Origin of the sequence: Stenotrophomonas rhizophila (assembly GCF_001704155.1) — a bacterium.
GTDB classification, from domain to species: domain Bacteria; phylum Pseudomonadota; class Gammaproteobacteria; order Xanthomonadales; family Xanthomonadaceae; genus Stenotrophomonas; species Stenotrophomonas rhizophila_A.
Map to the genome: position 1 here is coordinate 1,983,786 of NZ_CP016294.1, position 15,523 is coordinate 1,999,308.

Consider the following 15,523-nt stretch of genomic DNA (forward strand, 5'->3'; position numbering starts at 1 on the left):
CCTCGATGACCCGCACTGCTGCCTGGCTGGCCTGCCTGCTGTTGATGTCCGCACCTGCCTGGGCCAGCGAGGCCACCGTGACCGGCAAGGTCTACCAGGAGCGTGACGGCAAGCCCGGTCGCGGTCCGACCGACCCGGCGCTGGCAGGGGTGCAGGTCTCCAACGGTGAGCAGATCGTGCGCAGCGCCGCCGACGGCAGCTACAGCCTGCCGGTGCGCGATGGCCAGACCGTGTTCGTGATCAAGCCCGACGAATTCCGCTTCCCCGTCGCGGCCAACGGCATGCCCAGCTACTGGCGGCACTTCGCCCCGCAGGGGTCGCCGCGGTTGAAGTACGACGGCATCGCCGCCACCGGCGGCAACGTGCGCAACTGGGATTTCGCATTGGAGCCGGTCAAGGACGCCGACGCCGCACGCGCCGGCTTCGAGATGCTGGTATTCACCGATTCGCAGACCGCCAGCCGCCAGGACGTGGGCTATTACCATCGCGCCATCGTCGAACCGATCATCGGCAAGCATCCGGCGCGGCTGGGCACCACGCTGGGCGACATCGTCAACGACGATCTGTCGCTGTACCCGCAGATCAACAAGGCCACCGCACAGCTGCAGGTGCCGTGGTTCCATGTGCCGGGCAACCACGACCTGGACATGGATGCCGGCGATGACCGCCATTCTCTGGACAGCTGGCGCGCGGTCTATGGCCCGGACACCTACGCGGTGGAGGAGGGCGGCGCCAGCTTCGTGTTCCTGGATGACGTGGTGTATGACCCGACGGCGAAGCCGAAGTACGTCGGCGGCCTCCGCCCGGACCAGTTCACCTTCCTGGCCAACTACCTCAAGAGCGTGCCGCGTGATCGCCTGCTGGTGCTGGGCATGCACATTCCGCTGTTCGATGCCGCGCCGGGCCGCGAGACCTTCCGCCACGCCGACCGCGCGCGTCTGTTCGCCCTGCTCAAGGATTTCCCGAACGTGCTGGTTCTCAGCGGGCACAGCCACACCCAGCAGCACTACTACCACGGTGCGGCCGAAGGCTGGCAGGGCAGCAAGCCGCTGCATGAGTACAACGTGGGCGCGGCCTGCGGTGCGTTCTGGTCAGGCGTGAAAGACAGCAGCGGCATTCCAGATGCCACGATGAGCGACGGCACCCCGAATGGATACGCAGTGCTCTCGGTGAAGCCCGGTGGCGAGTACGGCCTGCGCTATTACGTGGCGCGCGCGCCGGATGATTACCAGATCGCCCTGCACGCGCCGAAGGTGCTGCGCAAGGGCGCCTACCCGGCTTGGGGCGTGTACGCCAACGTGTTCATGGGCCAGGCAGACACGCTCGTCGAGTATCGCGTCGACGATGGCGCGTGGCAGAGCATGAAACGGGTGGAGCAGCCGGACCCCCGCCTGGTGGTCGAGAACGTCGCCGACGACACCGCCGAACGCCTGCGCGGTTTCGACCGCTCGCCCGAAGCCACGCCCTCGCCGCACCTCTGGCGCGGCGCGCTGCCGACGGATCTGGCCGCTGGCGCCCACAAAGTGGACGTCCGCGCGGTCCACGCCGACGGCCCCACGGCAACGGCCAGTACCACCTACCGCCTGCAGGTAGCCAACCCGTAACGGTCCAGGGCGCACACCGCAATACGCCCAGGTACGGCAAACCCCGGCTTTGCAAAGCCAACACGATCACCGAAAATCCCGGCAATGACATCGAATCCACCCAAGGCCTGCGCGTGAGCGTTGCAATACCGTTCCCGGACGCGCATCCGGTCCACCCGCGCGCGGGTTCCCAAGGCGACACGTTGATCGTCGCCGATGTCGGCGGTACCTACGCACGCCTCGCCCTGGCCGACGTGGTGCCCGGCCAGGCGCCGCGCATCCGCAACCTGCGTCGTTTTGCCTGCGCCGAGTTCCCCAGCCTGGCGGCCATCCTCGCCGCGTTCCGGGCCTCGCAGCACCTGGCGCCGGCCACCGCCGTGGTCGCCATTGCCGGGTTGCTGGAAGGCGACCACCTGGTCAACACCAACCTGCCGTGGCCGGTCTCGGTGGCGGACACGCGCCGGGACGCAGGGCTCGCCACGCTGGACCTGATCAACGATTTCGAAGCTGTCGCCTATGCGATTCCGCACGTGGCAGCGGACACCCTGGTGGCGTTGAACGGCGAGCCGGCCGATGGCAACCGCTGGCCCGCCCTGGTGCTGGGCCCGGGCACGGGGCTGGGCGGCGCACTGCGCTTCGAGGCCGGTGCACGCGCGGTGCTGGCCAGCGAAGCCGGCCATGCCGCGCTCGGCGCCGGCACCGCACTGGAACTGCAGGTGCTGCAGCAGATGCTGGCGCGCTGGGACCACGTGGACAACGAACGCATCCTGTCCGGCAGCGGCCTGATGAACCTGTATCCCTGCCTGTGCGGCATTCGCGGGGTGGAACCGCAGTGGACCACGCCGGAAGCCTTGATCGCCGCCGCGCACGCGGGCGACGACGCGCTGGCGGTGGAGACGATGGAGGTGTTCTGCGGTTGGCTGGGCAGCCTGGCCGGTGACCTGGCGGTGACCTTCGGGGCGCGCTCGGTGTACCTGGCCGGCGGCATCTCCAGCCACGTGGCCCGTTTCCTCGACGATGGCCATTTCCGCACCCGTTTCCTGGCCAAGGGCGTGATGCGCCGGGTGCTGGAGCAGGTGCCGGTGTGGCGGGTCGAACATGGCGAGCTGGGCGTGGTGGGCGCGGCTGTATGGCACGCCGAACATCGCTGCGCGGCCGCATAAGCATTTTCCCGGCCCTCCCGGGCTGGTTCACGGCGTTGGGAGAGCAACCAGTGACTGATCGTAGACAGTTCCTACAGGCCGGTGCATTGGCCGCAGGCGTGATGGCGTTTCCGCGCGTGCAGGCCCAGGCCAGCGGGCGCGCGCGGGTGGTGTCCACCTGGGATTTCGGCGTCGGCGCCAACCAGGCCGCGTGGAAGGTGTTGTCCACCGGCGGCAGTGCGTTGGATGCGGTGGAAACCGGAGCGCGCTGGGCGGAAAGCGAACTGTGCAATCCGACCGTGGGGCGCTGCGGCAACCCCGACCGTGACGGGGTGCTGAGCCTGGATGCCAGCATCATGGCCGGCGACGGCCGCTGTGGTTCGGTGGCGGCGCTGAGCGAGATCCTGCACCCGGTATCGGTTGCCCGCAAAGTGATGGAACAGACTCCGCACGTGATGCTGGTAGGCGAGGGGGCCCAGCAGTTCGCGGTGCAGCAGGGCTTCAAGCGCGAAAAACTGCTCACTCCGGCTGCGGAAAAAGCCTGGCGGGAGTGGTTGAAGACCGCGCAGTACACCCCCGAGATCAACGCCGAACGGCGCACGCGGCCAGGCGACAGCAGCAACCACGACACGCTCGGCATCCTCGCCATGGACACACAGGGCCAGCTGGCCGGGGCCTGCACCACCAGCGGCATGGCGTGGAAGCTGCATGGGCGGGTGGGTGACAGCCCGATCATCGGTGCCGGCCTGTACGTGGACAACGAGGTGGGCGCGGCCACCGCGTCGGGCGTAGGCGAGGAAATGATCCGCAACGCGGCGTCATTCCTGGTGGTGGAACTGATGCGCCAGGGCCGCTCTCCGGCAGAAGCCTGCCGCGAGGCGATCGCACGGGTGGTACGCAAGCGCCCCGAAGCCAGCAGGACGCTGCAGGTCTGTTTCCTGGCCATGGACCGCAATGGCGAGGTCGGCGCGTACGCGCTGCATCGCGGTTTCGTCTACGCGGTATGCGACAAGGATCGGCAGGACGACCTGCGCGATTCGGCCTCGGTATACACCAGCGAGCAGACCTGAGCATGCAGCGGTGCACGCTCGAGATCGCCTCGAACTCCGTTGCATCGGCCCTGGCGGCGCAGCAGGGCGGTGCCGACCGCATCGAACTGTTCGACAACCTGGCCGAGGGCGGCACCACGCCGTCCCACGGCAGCATCGCGGTGGCGAGGGATCGGTTACGGATTCCGCTGTTCGTGCTGATCCGCCCGCGCCCGGGCGACTTCCGTTACGACGCCCTGGAAACCGACATCATGCTGCGCGATATCGCACAGTGCCGGCAGTTGGGGTGCGACGGGGTGGTGATCGGCGCACTGGATGCCGACGGCAACATCGACGCCGCGCTGTGCCGCGAACTGGTCGCCGCCGCGGGGCCGCTGGGCGTCACCTTCCACCGGGCGTTCGACGCTGCGCGTGACCTGCCGACCGCGTTGGAGCAGGTGATCGCGCTGGGCTGCCAGCGGATTCTGAGTTCCGGTGGCCAGGCCAGCGCGGAAGCGGGCAGCGACATGCTGGCCAGGCTGGTCGCCCAGGCAGGTGATCGCCTTTCCGTGATGGCCGGAGCGGGTATTGGTCCGGGCAATGTCGCGGGCATCGCCACGGCTACCGGATGCCGTGAACTGCACGCCTCTGCAAAGGCGGTCCGCGTCTCGGGCATGCGTTATCGCAATGACGACCCGCGTGGCCTGGACAACGACTGGACGCAGACGGATGCCAACATCGTGGCTGGGTTGCGCGCTGCGCTGGACGGTATCGTCTCGTAAGGCAACAGCAAAAGCAGCGTCTTCAATGCTACGAGCAGGGAGGCAGTCGGGCAGCCCCTTACGGGACACGCCGTAAACCCATCCTTGGGGGCTTGGCAAAAACATCCATGTTTTTGACAGTCCCTACAGGGGCTGCCCGCCTGCCTCCCCGACGGATTGCGTGTGCGGTTGGCTAAAGCAGCCACGCACGGCGTGGCTCTACGAGGGTGCAAACCGCTACGGCGCGGTAGGGTCGGTTCCCAAACGACTGCCGTGAAACACACCGCGCCCGGTAACGCATGAAAATAATCGAAGCCGACGCCCAAAAAAGACGACAACCGCCTATGAAAGCGCGGTTGCCGTGGAGGAGCGTTTCCCCTGCCCGAAGGCAGGGGTGGGTTGACGCTTAGAACTTGTAGGTCGCGCCGAAGTACAGCTGGCGGCCCGAGTACAGGCTGGAGATCAGACGGGCATCGGTATCGTTGCCGAGGTGGACGCGCTGTTCTTCCTTGGTGGCATTCAACACGGAGGCGGTGAAGGTCAGCGCGTCGGTGAAGTTGTAGGCCACGTTGAGGTCGAGCTGTGCGTAAGGCTCGGTGTACTCGGTCATGCCGCCGTTCAGGCCGCCGACCACTTCACCGCGACGGTTGTACGAGGCACGTGCCAGGAACTTTTCGTTCTCGTAGAACACCGTCACGTTGGCCTGGTTCTTGGCGCTGCCGACCAGCGGCGACGAACCGATGCTTTCACCATCGAGCACGATCGAGGCCAGGTTGGTGTCGTTGTAGGTGTAGTTGGCCTGCACACCGAAGCCCATGTCGAACGTGTACTGACCGTACAGTTCCACGCCCTGCGACACGCCATCGCGGCCGTTGGCCTGGGTCTCGTAATCCTGCACCGTGACCGACTCGCCGCCGACCACCATCTGCACGTCACGCACCACCGGCACGGTGAAGTTGTCCACGTTCTTGCGGAACAGGCCGATACCCGCGACCGCGCCCGGCTTGAAGTACCACTCCAGGCCCACGTCGAACTGGGTGGCCTCGAACGGCTCCAGGTTCTTGTTGCTGCCGTGGCCCTGCCAGCCTTCCTGCGGCGCGCCACCGGCGACGCGACGGTCATTGACGTACTCGGCGCTGTAGTAGCTCAGTGCGCCCGGTGCGGCAATGCTGGTGTAGCTCGGGCGCGCGATCACCTTCGATGCCGCGCCGCGCAGCACCAGGTTCTCGGTGATGTCCCAGGCGATGTTGAAGCTCGGCAGGAAGTCGGTGTAGGTCTTGTCGGTGCCGATCAGCTCGAACGACTTCTGCCGCGCCAGGCTGTCGGGCAGGCGGACGAAGCCGCTTTCGCAACCGTAGGTCGGGAACGCTGCCGCCGCCGGGTCGGTACACGACATCGGTGCGCCGGACGCGTTGTCCAGGAAGTAGTCGTTGAAGCGTTCGATCGCATCGCTGGACTGTGCGAACTGCTCGGTACGCACCATGCGCAGGCCGACGTTACCGCGCAGGCGCTCGGTACGGAAGTTGGCCTGGAAGTAGCCGGCGTAGACCTTCTCGTTGACGTTGTAGACGAAATCTTCTTCGGTGCGGTTGTGCGAACCGCCGTAGCGGTCGTTGAGGTAGTTGATGTACGCCGGGTAGTTGATGCCGGGGAACACGTTGGCGTTGAAACCGCCGTTGATGCCGCTGATCGGGTTGGACAGGAAGAAGCCCGGCTGCGCGATGCCGGCCGTGTTGTCGCAGCCCGCCTGGTAGCGGTTGTTGTCGTAGTCCGCCGGGTCGGTGCCCGGGCAGACCCAGTAGGTGTTGCCGGTATTGCGGTGGACCTTGCCATCGCTGTACTTGGCGCCGAACTGGAACGAATCCAGCCAGCCGGTCTCGAACAGCTTGGTGAAGTCGGCCTGGAAGTGGTTCTGCTTGATCTCGGTCTGCATCCAGGACGAATCGGTCGAGCCGGTGTCCACTTCAGCAATGCCGTTCATCAGCTGCTGCTGCAGGTCGGGCGAGAACGTGGCCGACGGCGTGCCGGTCAGGTCCCATGCCGAGTACTGGTTGCCGGTCTGCCACACGCCATCGACACGGCGGCGCGGCTTGGCCGACATGCGGAACTTCATCGACGGGCCACCTTCGGACCAGGTGCGGCCGCCGCTGAAGGACGCCTTCCACAGCGGGCTGATGTCCCAGTCGACGCTCAGGTCGGCGGTCTGCGACAGCGCCTTTTCGCGGCTGTAATCGCCGGTCAGCTGCGGGGTGGGGATGGTGCAATCGTCCGGACCCCAGCCACCCGGCGGGAGGCCGGCGGCGGCAGCTTCGTCTTCACTGCAGTAGTAGGTCTTGCCCGGGATCTTCTCGAACTGCGCGCCGGTGACGATGGAGCCGCTGGGATCCATGGTCAGGCCGTTGAGCAGGCGACCGCCGGCCCAGTTGCCGTCCTGGTTGTAGCGGGCCATGTTCCATTCCGGAATCTTGAGCATGTTCTGGGTGTAGTCACCCTCCAGCTCGAAGCGGAAGTAGTTCGCCGTCAGCGTTACGTTGTCGGTCGGCTTGAACTGGAAGGTGAACTGACCGCCCTTGCGCTGGCGCTCTTCTTCCTTGACCGCGAAGTTCACCGAGGTCGGCATGTAGAAGTCGGTGTAGTTGCGGCCGTTCTGGTCGTTGAAGCCGGAGTTGCCCCACCAGTAGTTGACGCCCCCCTGGTTCATGTCATTGCCGAACACGTCGCGCGCGGTGGTGTCGGTGCCATACCACTGGTAGTTTTCCGTGGTGGCTTCCATGGTGCGGCTGGTGCGCTTCTGCTGGGTCACGCCGACCAGCACGCCGAAGCGCTCGTCGTCGCTGTGCCAGGAGTAGAGCGCCGACGCCTGCGGGTCGACGTCACGGCTGTTGTCCGAGGAGGTGCCTTCCAGGGTCACGTAGCCGGAGTTGGACTCCATCTCCAGCGGGCGGCGGGTGTGCAGGATGACCGTGCCGCCGATGCCGCCTTCGTCGATGCGCGCTTCGGGCGACTTGAACAGCTCGGCGCTGGACAGCATGTTCGACGGCAGCAGGGTGTAATTGAACGAACGGCTCGCCTCGTCATTGGTTTCCGAGGTGGCGATGTAATTGCCGTTCAACTGGGTCAGGGTCAGGTCCGGGTCCAGGCCGCGCACGCTGACGCTCTTGCCTTCGCCGCCGTCACGGGTGATCACCACGCCCGGCACGCGCTGCAGCGAATCGGCGACGTTCTTGTCGGGGAACTTGCCCACGTCTTCGGCCGTGATCACTTCGACCACGGCGTTGGCGTCGCGCTTCTGCTGCAGGCTCTTCTCGATGGCGTAGCGGTAGCCGGTCACCTGCACGCTGTCGAGCGTGGTCGCCGAGGGGGCCTCGGTCGGGGTGGTGGCCTGCTGCGCGAACGCGGCGGCCGGCACGAAGGCGGCGGCGGCCAATGCGAAGGTGATGGCGGCCGACAACGCGTCGCGGCCGTGTTTGCGGGACATCTGGTTCATTCCACTCTCTCCCTTGGATTGAAACGTATGGCTGACACGTTGTATCGATCTAAATTCGGAGGCCGAATTGGCGCGGGGTTACAGGCTTCCCACGCCCGCCATGGCCGGTTCTGTGACGGTTTGGAGTTGGATCGATCTAAACCGTTGGCGGCGAATTTTTAACACGGCCGGGCGCGGGACGCATGCTGCTGCGCAATATGGACGGGGAGGGGGCAGATGTGCCTATGGCCCCAAGTGGGAGGTTTGTTATGTTGCGCCGCAGAATGCATCCCGCAATTTGTCCATGGTTTACTTAAATCGATCTAAATTCACGTCGTCGTGACTTTGGAGCGATCCAAACCATAGGACCCACTGCATGCGCCGATTGCCGTCCCGCCTTGCCCTTCCGCCCCTGCGCCGCCCGCTGGCGGGCCTGGCCTGCCTGGCCGTGCTGGCCTTCACCCCGATGCTGCAGGCCGCCCCGGCCGCGCTCGAGCGGGAGGTCAACACCTTCATCGGCAGCAAGGATGACGGCAATACGTTCCCGGGCGCCTCGGCCCCGTTCGGCCTGATCCAGGTGAGCCCCATCGGCGAACACTATGCCGGCTGGCGCTATGACGATCCCAAGATCCGCGGCTTCGGCCATTCCTTCCTGTCCGGCGCCGGCTGCTGGGAGCAGGGCGGCCAGGTCTCGGTGCTGCCGGTGACCGGCACCATCGGCCCGGGCGGTGATTTCGATACCGACAACGCCAAGAGCTTCGACCACAAGGCCTACGCCTCCGGTTACACCCACGAAGGCGAAGTCGGCCAGGCCGGTTACTACAAGGTGCGCCTGACCAGCTACGGCGGCATCGACGCCGAAGCTACCGCACGCACCCGTGCCGCCGCCGAGCGCTACACCTTCCCGGCCGACGCCGGTACCGGCCACGTGCTGGTCAACGTGGGCCAGGCCAACGAGCGCCATTCGGTGATCGGCAGCGTGATCGACGTGGTCGGCGACCGCGTGGTCGAAGGCAAGCTGGTCACCAAGAGCTTCTGCGGTGGCCACCAGTACACGACCTGGTTCCGCATCGAGTTCGACCGCCCGTTCAAGGCCCATGGCACCTGGGGCGAGGGCGGTGGCCTGCCCGGCGCCCGCCATGGCATGGAAGGCGAGCTCAAGCCCAGCGGCGCGTGGCTGAGCTTCGACCTGTCCAAGGGCCGCGCGGTAACCGCGGTCAGCGCGATTTCGCACGTGGATGCCGACGGCGCACGCGCCAACCTGCGCAGCGATGGCATGCAGGATGGCCGCCTGCTTGGCTTCGAGCGCATGCGCAGCCTGTCGCAGCAGCAGTGGCGCAAGGAACTGTCCACCGTGCGCGTGGACAGCAAGCATGCCGACGACCGCACCGTGCTCTACACCGCGCTGTACCACGCGCTGCTGCAGCCGCTGACCGGCAGCGATGCCGACGGCCGCTACCGTGGCTACGACGACAACATCCACCGCGCCGAGGGCTGGACCTATTACGAGTATTTCTCGCTGTGGGATACCTACCGTGCGCAGAACCAGTGGCTGGCGCTGACCCGCCCGCAGGTGACCAGGGATATCGGCCGCAGCCTGCTCGCGATCAACGAGCAGGGCGGCTGGCTGCCGCGCTGGGGCTACGCGAACTTCGAAACCAACATCATGACCGGCGACCCGGTCACCCCCTTCATGGTCGACCTGTGGCGCTTCGGCGCGCTGGCCGGGCGCGAAGGCGAGGCCTACACCGCATTGCGCCGCAATGCGTTCGAACTGCCGCCGATGAACTCGCGGCATGCCGGCCGCTCGGGCAACCCGGGCTATGTGGAGAATGGCTACGTCGCCTACGACCGCGCCTTCCCGTCGAAGGGCATGGATGTCGATCCGCACCACGGCGGCTCGGCCACCCTGGAGTACGCCCTGGCCGACTGCGCGTTGGCGCAGATGGCCGATGGCCTGGGCCATGCCGACGATGCCGGCGTGCTGCGCCAGCGCGGCCGCAACTGGCAGAAAGTGTGGGACCCGAGCGTGCGTGACGAGGAAACCGGCATGAGCGGCTTCCCGCGCCCGCGCATGGACGATGGCAAGTGGTACCTGCCGGCCGACGGGCATTACAGCCCGCGCTCGCACCACGGGTTCCATGAAGGCACGGCGTGGCAGTACCAGTGGCTGGCCCAGCAGGACATCCCCGGCCTGGTCCAAGCCATGCACGGCCGCGAGAACGCCGGCAAGCGCCTGGATGCGTTCTTCGCCTATGACGCGCTGCTGCAGTCGCCGCTGCAGGCCGCCCGCAAGGAATGGGTGGTGGGCCCGTACAGCTACTACAACCAGTACCGCTACAACCCCAACAACGAGCCCGACCTGCATGCGCCGTGGATGTACACGCTGATCGGCCAGCCGTGGAAGACCGCCACGGTGGTGCGCGCCGCGCAGCAGCTGTTCACCAACGCGCCCAATGGCGTCACCGGCAACGATGACCTGGGCACCATGTCGGCGTGGTACCTGTTCAGCGCGCTGGGCCTGTACCCGGCGGTGCCGGGCAGCGGCGAGTTCCTGCTGCATACCCCGCGCTTTGCCAAGGTCGAGGTCGACCTGGGCCAGGGCCGCACGCTGCGGCTGCAGGCTCCCGGTGCCGACGGCCGCAAGCTGCAGTACGTGCAGGGCGTGCAGGTCGATGGCCAGGCGCATGCCCCGGTGTGGGTGGACTGGAACCGCCTGCAGCAGGGCGGCACCATCGCCTACACCCTGGGCGACACGGCACCGGAAACCGGCTGGGGTACCCAGGTCGACGCCCTGCCGGTGTCGTACTGCGCCACCCCGGGGGCCGCGCTGGAATGAGCCCGCCGGCCGCGATCCGTTGACCGATGTGATCGTTTAGGCTTGCAGGACCATGAGGACGCCGACGCCACGATGAAAAAGGACACTTCCGCTGCCAAGGGAACCCGCGCCAGCACGCCCCGTGGCGGTGCCGCACGTGCGGTCACCGTGACCGACATCGCCGATGCCATCGGCGTGTCGCGCGCCACGGTGTCGCTGGTGCTGCGGGGCAGCCCGCTGGTCAATGTCGACACCCGCGCGCGGGTGGAAGCCGAACTGCGCCGGCAGCGTTATGTGTACAACCGGGGCGCAGCCAACCTGCGCCGGCGGACCTCGACCAGCGTGGCACTGGTCATCAACGACCTGTCCAACCCGTTCTTCGCCGAATTCGCGTCCGGTGTAGACGAGGCGCTTGGCGCGAAGGGCTACGTGACCCTGCTGGGCAGCACCGGTGAATCGCCGGTGCGGCAGCAGGCGGTGTTGACCACGCTGATGGAACACACCCCGGCCGGCCTGATCCTGTCGCCGGCCGAGGGCAGCGATGCAACCGAAGTGCGCCAGGCCGTGGGCTATGCCAACGTGCTGCTGTTCAACCGCGAGCTCAAGGGCGGCGACTGGGATTTCCTCACCCTGGACAACCAGCAGGGTGCTTACCTGGCCACCCGCCACCTGATCGAGCAGGGCCATCGCCGCATCGCCTTCTTCGGCGGCCATGCCGAGTCCAGCTCCTGCCACCAGCGCCGCACCGGCTATGCGCAGGCCTTGGCAGAGGCGGGGTTGTCGGTGAAGCCGGACTGGCTGATTGAATCAGCGCCCAACCGGTTGGAAGCCGCCGCGCGTTCGGGCGAGCTGTTCGCCGGCGACGTGCCCACAGCGGCGGTCTGCTACAACGACACCGTGGCCCTGGGCCTGATGCTGGGCCTGGCCTCGCGCGGCGTGCAGCCGGGCCGCGATTTCGCGGTGACCGGGTTCGATGACATTTCCGAAGCAGCGGTGGCGTTGCCGCCGCTGACCACGCTTACCGTCAATCCGCGCGAGCGCGGCCGCCAGGCGGCCGAACTGCTGCTGCAGCGGCTGGACGATCCCACCGCCGCACCGCGCCATACCGTGGCACCGGTGCAGCTCCGTATCCGTGACAGCAGCGGCCCCGCCGTCGGCTGATTCCGTTCCCTTTCACCTGCCCGCACACTGAGGCGCGTTACGCATGCCCATTTCTCCAACGCATCGCCTGCCCACATCGTCATCCACCGCGCCCGTGGTCAACACGCGCATGGCGTTGGCGGTGGCCACCACGATCTTCTTCATGTGGGGCTTCCTGACCTGCCTCAACGACATCCTGATTCCGCACCTGAAGGCGGTGTTCGAACTGAACTACGCCAAGGCGATGCTGGTGCAGTTCACCTTCTTCGGCGCGTACTTCCTGATGTCGCTGCCGGCCGGTCGGCTGGTGGCGCACCTGGGCTACAAGAAGGGCATCGTGGCCGGCCTGGCCATCGCCGCCGTTGGCGCGCTCGGCTTCTGGCCTGCCGCCGAACTGCGGGTGTATGAAGCCTTCCTTGGCGCGCTGTTCGTGCTCGCCACCGGCATCACCGTGCTGCAGGTGGCGGCCAATCCGTACGTGGCGCTGCTCGGCCCGGAACAGACCGCCTCGAGCCGCCTGACCCTGGCGCAGGCGCTGAACTCGCTGGGTACGGCGATCGCGCCGATCTTCGGCGGCCTGCTGATCCTCGGCAACACGGTCAAGAGTGCCGATGAACTGGCCGCACTCGGCGCGGCCGAACAGCTGGCCTACCGCACCCAGGAAGCACAGTCGGTGCAGGGCCCGTACGTGGGCCTGGCGATCGCGCTGGCGCTGCTGGCGGTGTTCGTCTACCTGTTCCGCCTGCCGGCGTTGAATGAAACCACCGAACAGGCCGACCCGGTCAAGCACACCCTGATGGATGCGCTGCGCCACCGCCACGTGACCTTCGGGGTGCTGGGCATCTTCTTCTACGTCGGTGCGGAAGTCTCGATCGGCAGCTTCCTGGTCAATTACCTGTCGATGCCGAACATCGGCGGCCTGACCGAACAGCAGGCCACCGGCTACGTGTCGGCCTACTGGACGATGGCGATGATCGGCCGCTTCGCTGGTTCGGCGATCATGACCCGCTTCTCCCCGCGCCTCCTGCTTACCCTGTTTGCCACCGCCAATGCCGTGTTGCTGGCAGTGACCATGGCCAGCGAAGGGCAGGTGGCGATGTACTCGGTGGTGGCCATCGGCCTGTTCAACTCGATCATGTTCCCGACCATCTTCGCGCTCAGCATCGAGCGCCTGGGCGCGCTGACCAACAAGGCCTCCAGCCTGCTGATCATGGCCATCGTCGGTGGCGCGATCATCCCGTTCCTGCAGGGCCTGCTGGCCGACCGCATCGGCCTGCACCTGTCTTTCATCCTGCCGTTGCTGTGCTACGGCTACATCCTCTTCTACGGCGTGTGGGGCTCGCGCCCGCGCGCCGGTTTCAGCCAGGGGGGCTGAGCGCGTCATGACCAAGATTGTTTGTTTCGGCGAAATTTTGATCGATCTACTTGCGCAGCCGCCGGCCACGCCGGACACGCCTCGCGCGTTCCTGCAGTACGCCGGCGGTGCCCCTGCCAACGTTGCCGTGGCCGCCGCGCGGCTCGGGGCGGACACCCATTTCGCCGGCATGCTCGGCCAGGACATGTTCGGCGACTTCCTTGCCGAGAGCCTGGCCGGTGCCGGGGTCGCCACCGACTGCATCGTGCGCACCGACGCGGCCAAGACCGCGCTGGCATTCGTGGCGCTGGACGCGCACGGCGAGCGTAGTTTCAGCTTCTACCGGCCGCCGGCCGCGGACCTGCTGTTCCGCGCCGAGCACTTCAGCCCGGCCTGTTTCGACGGCACCCGCAGCTTCCACGTGTGCTCCAACAGCCTGACTGAAGCGGCCATCGCCCAGGCCACGCTCGACGGCATGCAGCGCGCACGTGCGGCCGGTGCGATGGTCAGCCTGGACCTCAATCTGCGCCCCGCGCTGTGGCCGGCCGGTGTCGACCCGACCGCGCAGCTGTGGGAAGCGCTGGTGCTGGCCGACCTGGTCAAGCTCTCGCGCGAGGAACTTGAATACCTGGCCGCGCCGCTGGGCGCCGACGGCAATGCCGTGGTCATCCAGCGCCTGCTGGCCGCGCATGCGCAGGCCGTGGTGGTCACCGATGGCGCCGCCCCGATGCGTTGGCACACCCGCCATGGCAGCGGCGTGGTCACCGGCTTCCAAGTGCCTGCCGTGGACACCACCGCCGCAGGCGATGCGTTCGTAGGCGGGCTGCTGTTCGCGCTCGGTGAGCGCGGTGCCGATGGCGATGCGTTCGTCGACTTCTGCCGCGACGCGGCCGGGCTGCAGGACGCCATCCGTTTCGGTGCCGCCGTCGGCGCGCTGGCCGTGACCCGCAAGGGCGCGTTCGCCGCGATGCCGAGCCTGGCCGATGTCCAGACACTGCTGCAGCAACAACAGGAAACCGCCGCATGACTACCGCCATTCCCGCCCAGCCTGATTTCCGTTCGCCGGAATTCCTGCGCGCGCACATCGCGCAGAGCATGGCGTTCTACCAGCCGCACGAGATCGACCCCAACGGCGGCTTCTTCCACTACTACCTGGACGATGGCACGGTCTACGACGCCAGCCACCGCCACCTGGTGAGCAGCACCCGCTTCGTGTTCAACCACGCCATGGCCTACCGCGAATTCGGCAAGGCGGAGGACCTGAAGGCGGTGGAGCACGGCATCCGCTACCTGCGCGAGGTGCACCGCAACCCGGCCACCGGCGGCTACGCCTGGACCCTGCGCGACGGCGTGGTCGAAGATGCCACCAACCACTGCTACGGCGTGGCCTTCGTGCTGCTGGCCTACAGCTGCGCGTTGAAGGCCGGCATCGGCGAAGCACGTGCGTGGATGGATGAAACCTGGGCCCTGCTGGAAACGCGCTTCTGGGAACCCGAATTCGGCCTGTACAAGGACGAAGCGGACGCCGACTGGAACTTCAGCGACTATCGCGGCCAGAACGCCAACATGCACATGTGCGAAGCGATGCTGGCCGCATTCGAGGCCAGTGGCGAAGCCCGCTACCGCGACCGTGCGCTGCTGCTGGCCGACCACATGACGCGCCGCCAGGCTGCGCAGGGCGAGGGGCTGGTGTGGGAGCACTACGACCGGCAGTGGCAGATCGACTGGAACTACAACCTCGACAACCCCAAGCACCTGTTCCGCCCGTGGGGCTTCCAGCCCGGCCACCAGACCGAGTGGGCCAAGCTGCTGCTGATCCTGGACCGCCATGTGCAGGCCGACTGGCTGGTGCCGACCGCGCGCCACCTGTTCGATACCGCCGTGGCGCGCAGTTGGGACCAGGCGCGCGGCGGCCTGTACTACGGCTTCGCGCCGGATGGCACGGTGTGCGACGACGACAAGTACTTCTGGGTGCAGGCCGAATCGCTGGCCACCGCCGCGCTGCTGGCCGCGCGTACCGGTGACGCGGTCTACTGGGACTGGTACGACAAGCTCTGGGCGTACGCCTGGCAGCACATGATCGACCACCAGTACGGCGCGTGGTACCGCATCCTGGATGCGGACAACCGCAAGTACAGCAACGAAAAGAGCCCGGCCGGCAAGACCGACTACCACACCATGGGCGCGTGCTACGAAGTACTCAACGTGGTGCGTTGAGTTGACCTTACAGT

Annotated in this window: 10 protein-coding genes; 9 read left to right on the forward strand and 1 reads right to left on the reverse strand. The window is 66.9% G+C overall.

The genetic code is table 11. The features are described 5' to 3' along the window. Nucleotides 1-5: 5 nt before the first annotated feature. The 4 genes from BAY15_RS09020 (at nt 6) to BAY15_RS09035 (ending at nt 4,535) form a co-directional block, all read left to right on the forward strand. Nucleotides 6-1,604, forward strand: a complete 1,599-nt coding sequence (locus tag BAY15_RS09020; RefSeq protein WP_068851440.1) for a calcineurin-like phosphoesterase C-terminal domain-containing protein — start codon at nt 6-8, stop codon at nt 1,602-1,604. Between the two features lie 125 nt (nt 1,605-1,729). Further along, nucleotides 1,730-2,746, forward strand: a complete 1,017-nt coding sequence (locus tag BAY15_RS09025; RefSeq protein WP_068854635.1) for a glucokinase — start codon at nt 1,730-1,732, stop codon at nt 2,744-2,746. A gap of 50 nt (nt 2,747-2,796) precedes the next feature. Beyond that, a complete protein-coding gene (locus tag BAY15_RS09030) occupies nt 2,797-3,795 on the forward strand; it encodes a N(4)-(beta-N-acetylglucosaminyl)-L-asparaginase (RefSeq protein WP_068851442.1) in 999 nt (332 codons plus the stop codon). Between the two features lie 2 nt (nt 3,796-3,797). Then, nucleotides 3,798-4,535 (forward strand): copper homeostasis protein CutC, encoded by a 738-nt coding sequence (locus BAY15_RS09035; protein WP_068851444.1) that lies wholly within the window; start codon nt 3,798-3,800, stop codon nt 4,533-4,535. A 385-nt stretch (nt 4,536-4,920) separates the two neighbouring features. Here the strand turns inward: BAY15_RS09035 and BAY15_RS09040 are convergent, their stop codons facing one another. Next, the gene (locus BAY15_RS09040) at nt 4,921-8,001 is read right to left on the reverse strand and encodes a TonB-dependent receptor (protein ID WP_068851450.1); all 3,081 of its coding nucleotides are present in this window, start codon (nt 7,999-8,001) and stop codon (nt 4,921-4,923) included. Nucleotides 8,002-8,356: 355 nt separating this feature from the next. Here BAY15_RS09040 and BAY15_RS09045 point away from each other — a divergent pair, with 355 nt between their 5' ends. The 5 genes from BAY15_RS09045 (at nt 8,357) to BAY15_RS09065 (ending at nt 15,509) form a co-directional block, all read left to right on the forward strand. After that, entirely contained in the window at nt 8,357-10,819 is a 2,463-nt protein-coding gene (locus tag BAY15_RS09045) for a GH92 family glycosyl hydrolase (protein ID WP_068851454.1), read from the forward strand. Nucleotides 10,820-10,891: 72 nt separating this feature from the next. Then, complete coding sequence (locus BAY15_RS09050; RefSeq protein ID WP_068854636.1) at nt 10,892-11,959, forward strand: LacI family DNA-binding transcriptional regulator; 1,068 nt, start codon at nt 10,892-10,894, stop codon at nt 11,957-11,959. A gap of 43 nt (nt 11,960-12,002) precedes the next feature. Beyond that, on the forward strand, nt 12,003-13,313 hold the full coding sequence (fucP, locus tag BAY15_RS09055; protein WP_068851456.1) for an L-fucose:H+ symporter permease: 1,311 nt from the start codon (nt 12,003-12,005) through the stop codon (nt 13,311-13,313). 7 nt (nt 13,314-13,320) lie between these two features. Continuing rightward, entirely contained in the window at nt 13,321-14,319 is a 999-nt protein-coding gene (locus BAY15_RS09060) for a carbohydrate kinase family protein (RefSeq protein WP_068851460.1), read from the forward strand. Continuing rightward, a complete protein-coding gene (locus BAY15_RS09065) occupies nt 14,316-15,509 on the forward strand; it encodes an AGE family epimerase/isomerase (RefSeq protein ID WP_068851463.1) in 1,194 nt (397 codons plus the stop codon). The genes BAY15_RS09060 and BAY15_RS09065 overlap by 4 nt, the downstream gene beginning before the upstream one ends. The last annotated feature ends 14 nt before the right edge of the window (nt 15,510-15,523 follow it).

Coding starts and splice junctions, on each gene's coding strand:
- BAY15_RS09020 (WP_068851440.1), top strand. CDS start 6: ATGACCCGCACTGCTGCCTGGCTGGCCTGCCTGCTGTTGATGTCCGCA.
- BAY15_RS09035 (WP_068851444.1), top strand. CDS start 3,798: ATGCAGCGGTGCACGCTCGAGATCGCCTCGAACTCCGTTGCATCGGCC.
- BAY15_RS09040 (WP_068851450.1), bottom strand. CDS start 8,001: ATGAACCAGATGTCCCGCAAACACGGCCGCGACGCGTTGTCGGCCGCC.
- BAY15_RS09045 (WP_068851454.1), top strand. CDS start 8,357: ATGCGCCGATTGCCGTCCCGCCTTGCCCTTCCGCCCCTGCGCCGCCCG.
- BAY15_RS09050 (WP_068854636.1), top strand. CDS start 10,892: ATGAAAAAGGACACTTCCGCTGCCAAGGGAACCCGCGCCAGCACGCCC.
- fucP (WP_068851456.1), top strand. CDS start 12,003: ATGCCCATTTCTCCAACGCATCGCCTGCCCACATCGTCATCCACCGCG.
- BAY15_RS09060 (WP_068851460.1), top strand. CDS start 13,321: ATGACCAAGATTGTTTGTTTCGGCGAAATTTTGATCGATCTACTTGCG.
- BAY15_RS09065 (WP_068851463.1), top strand. CDS start 14,316: ATGACTACCGCCATTCCCGCCCAGCCTGATTTCCGTTCGCCGGAATTC.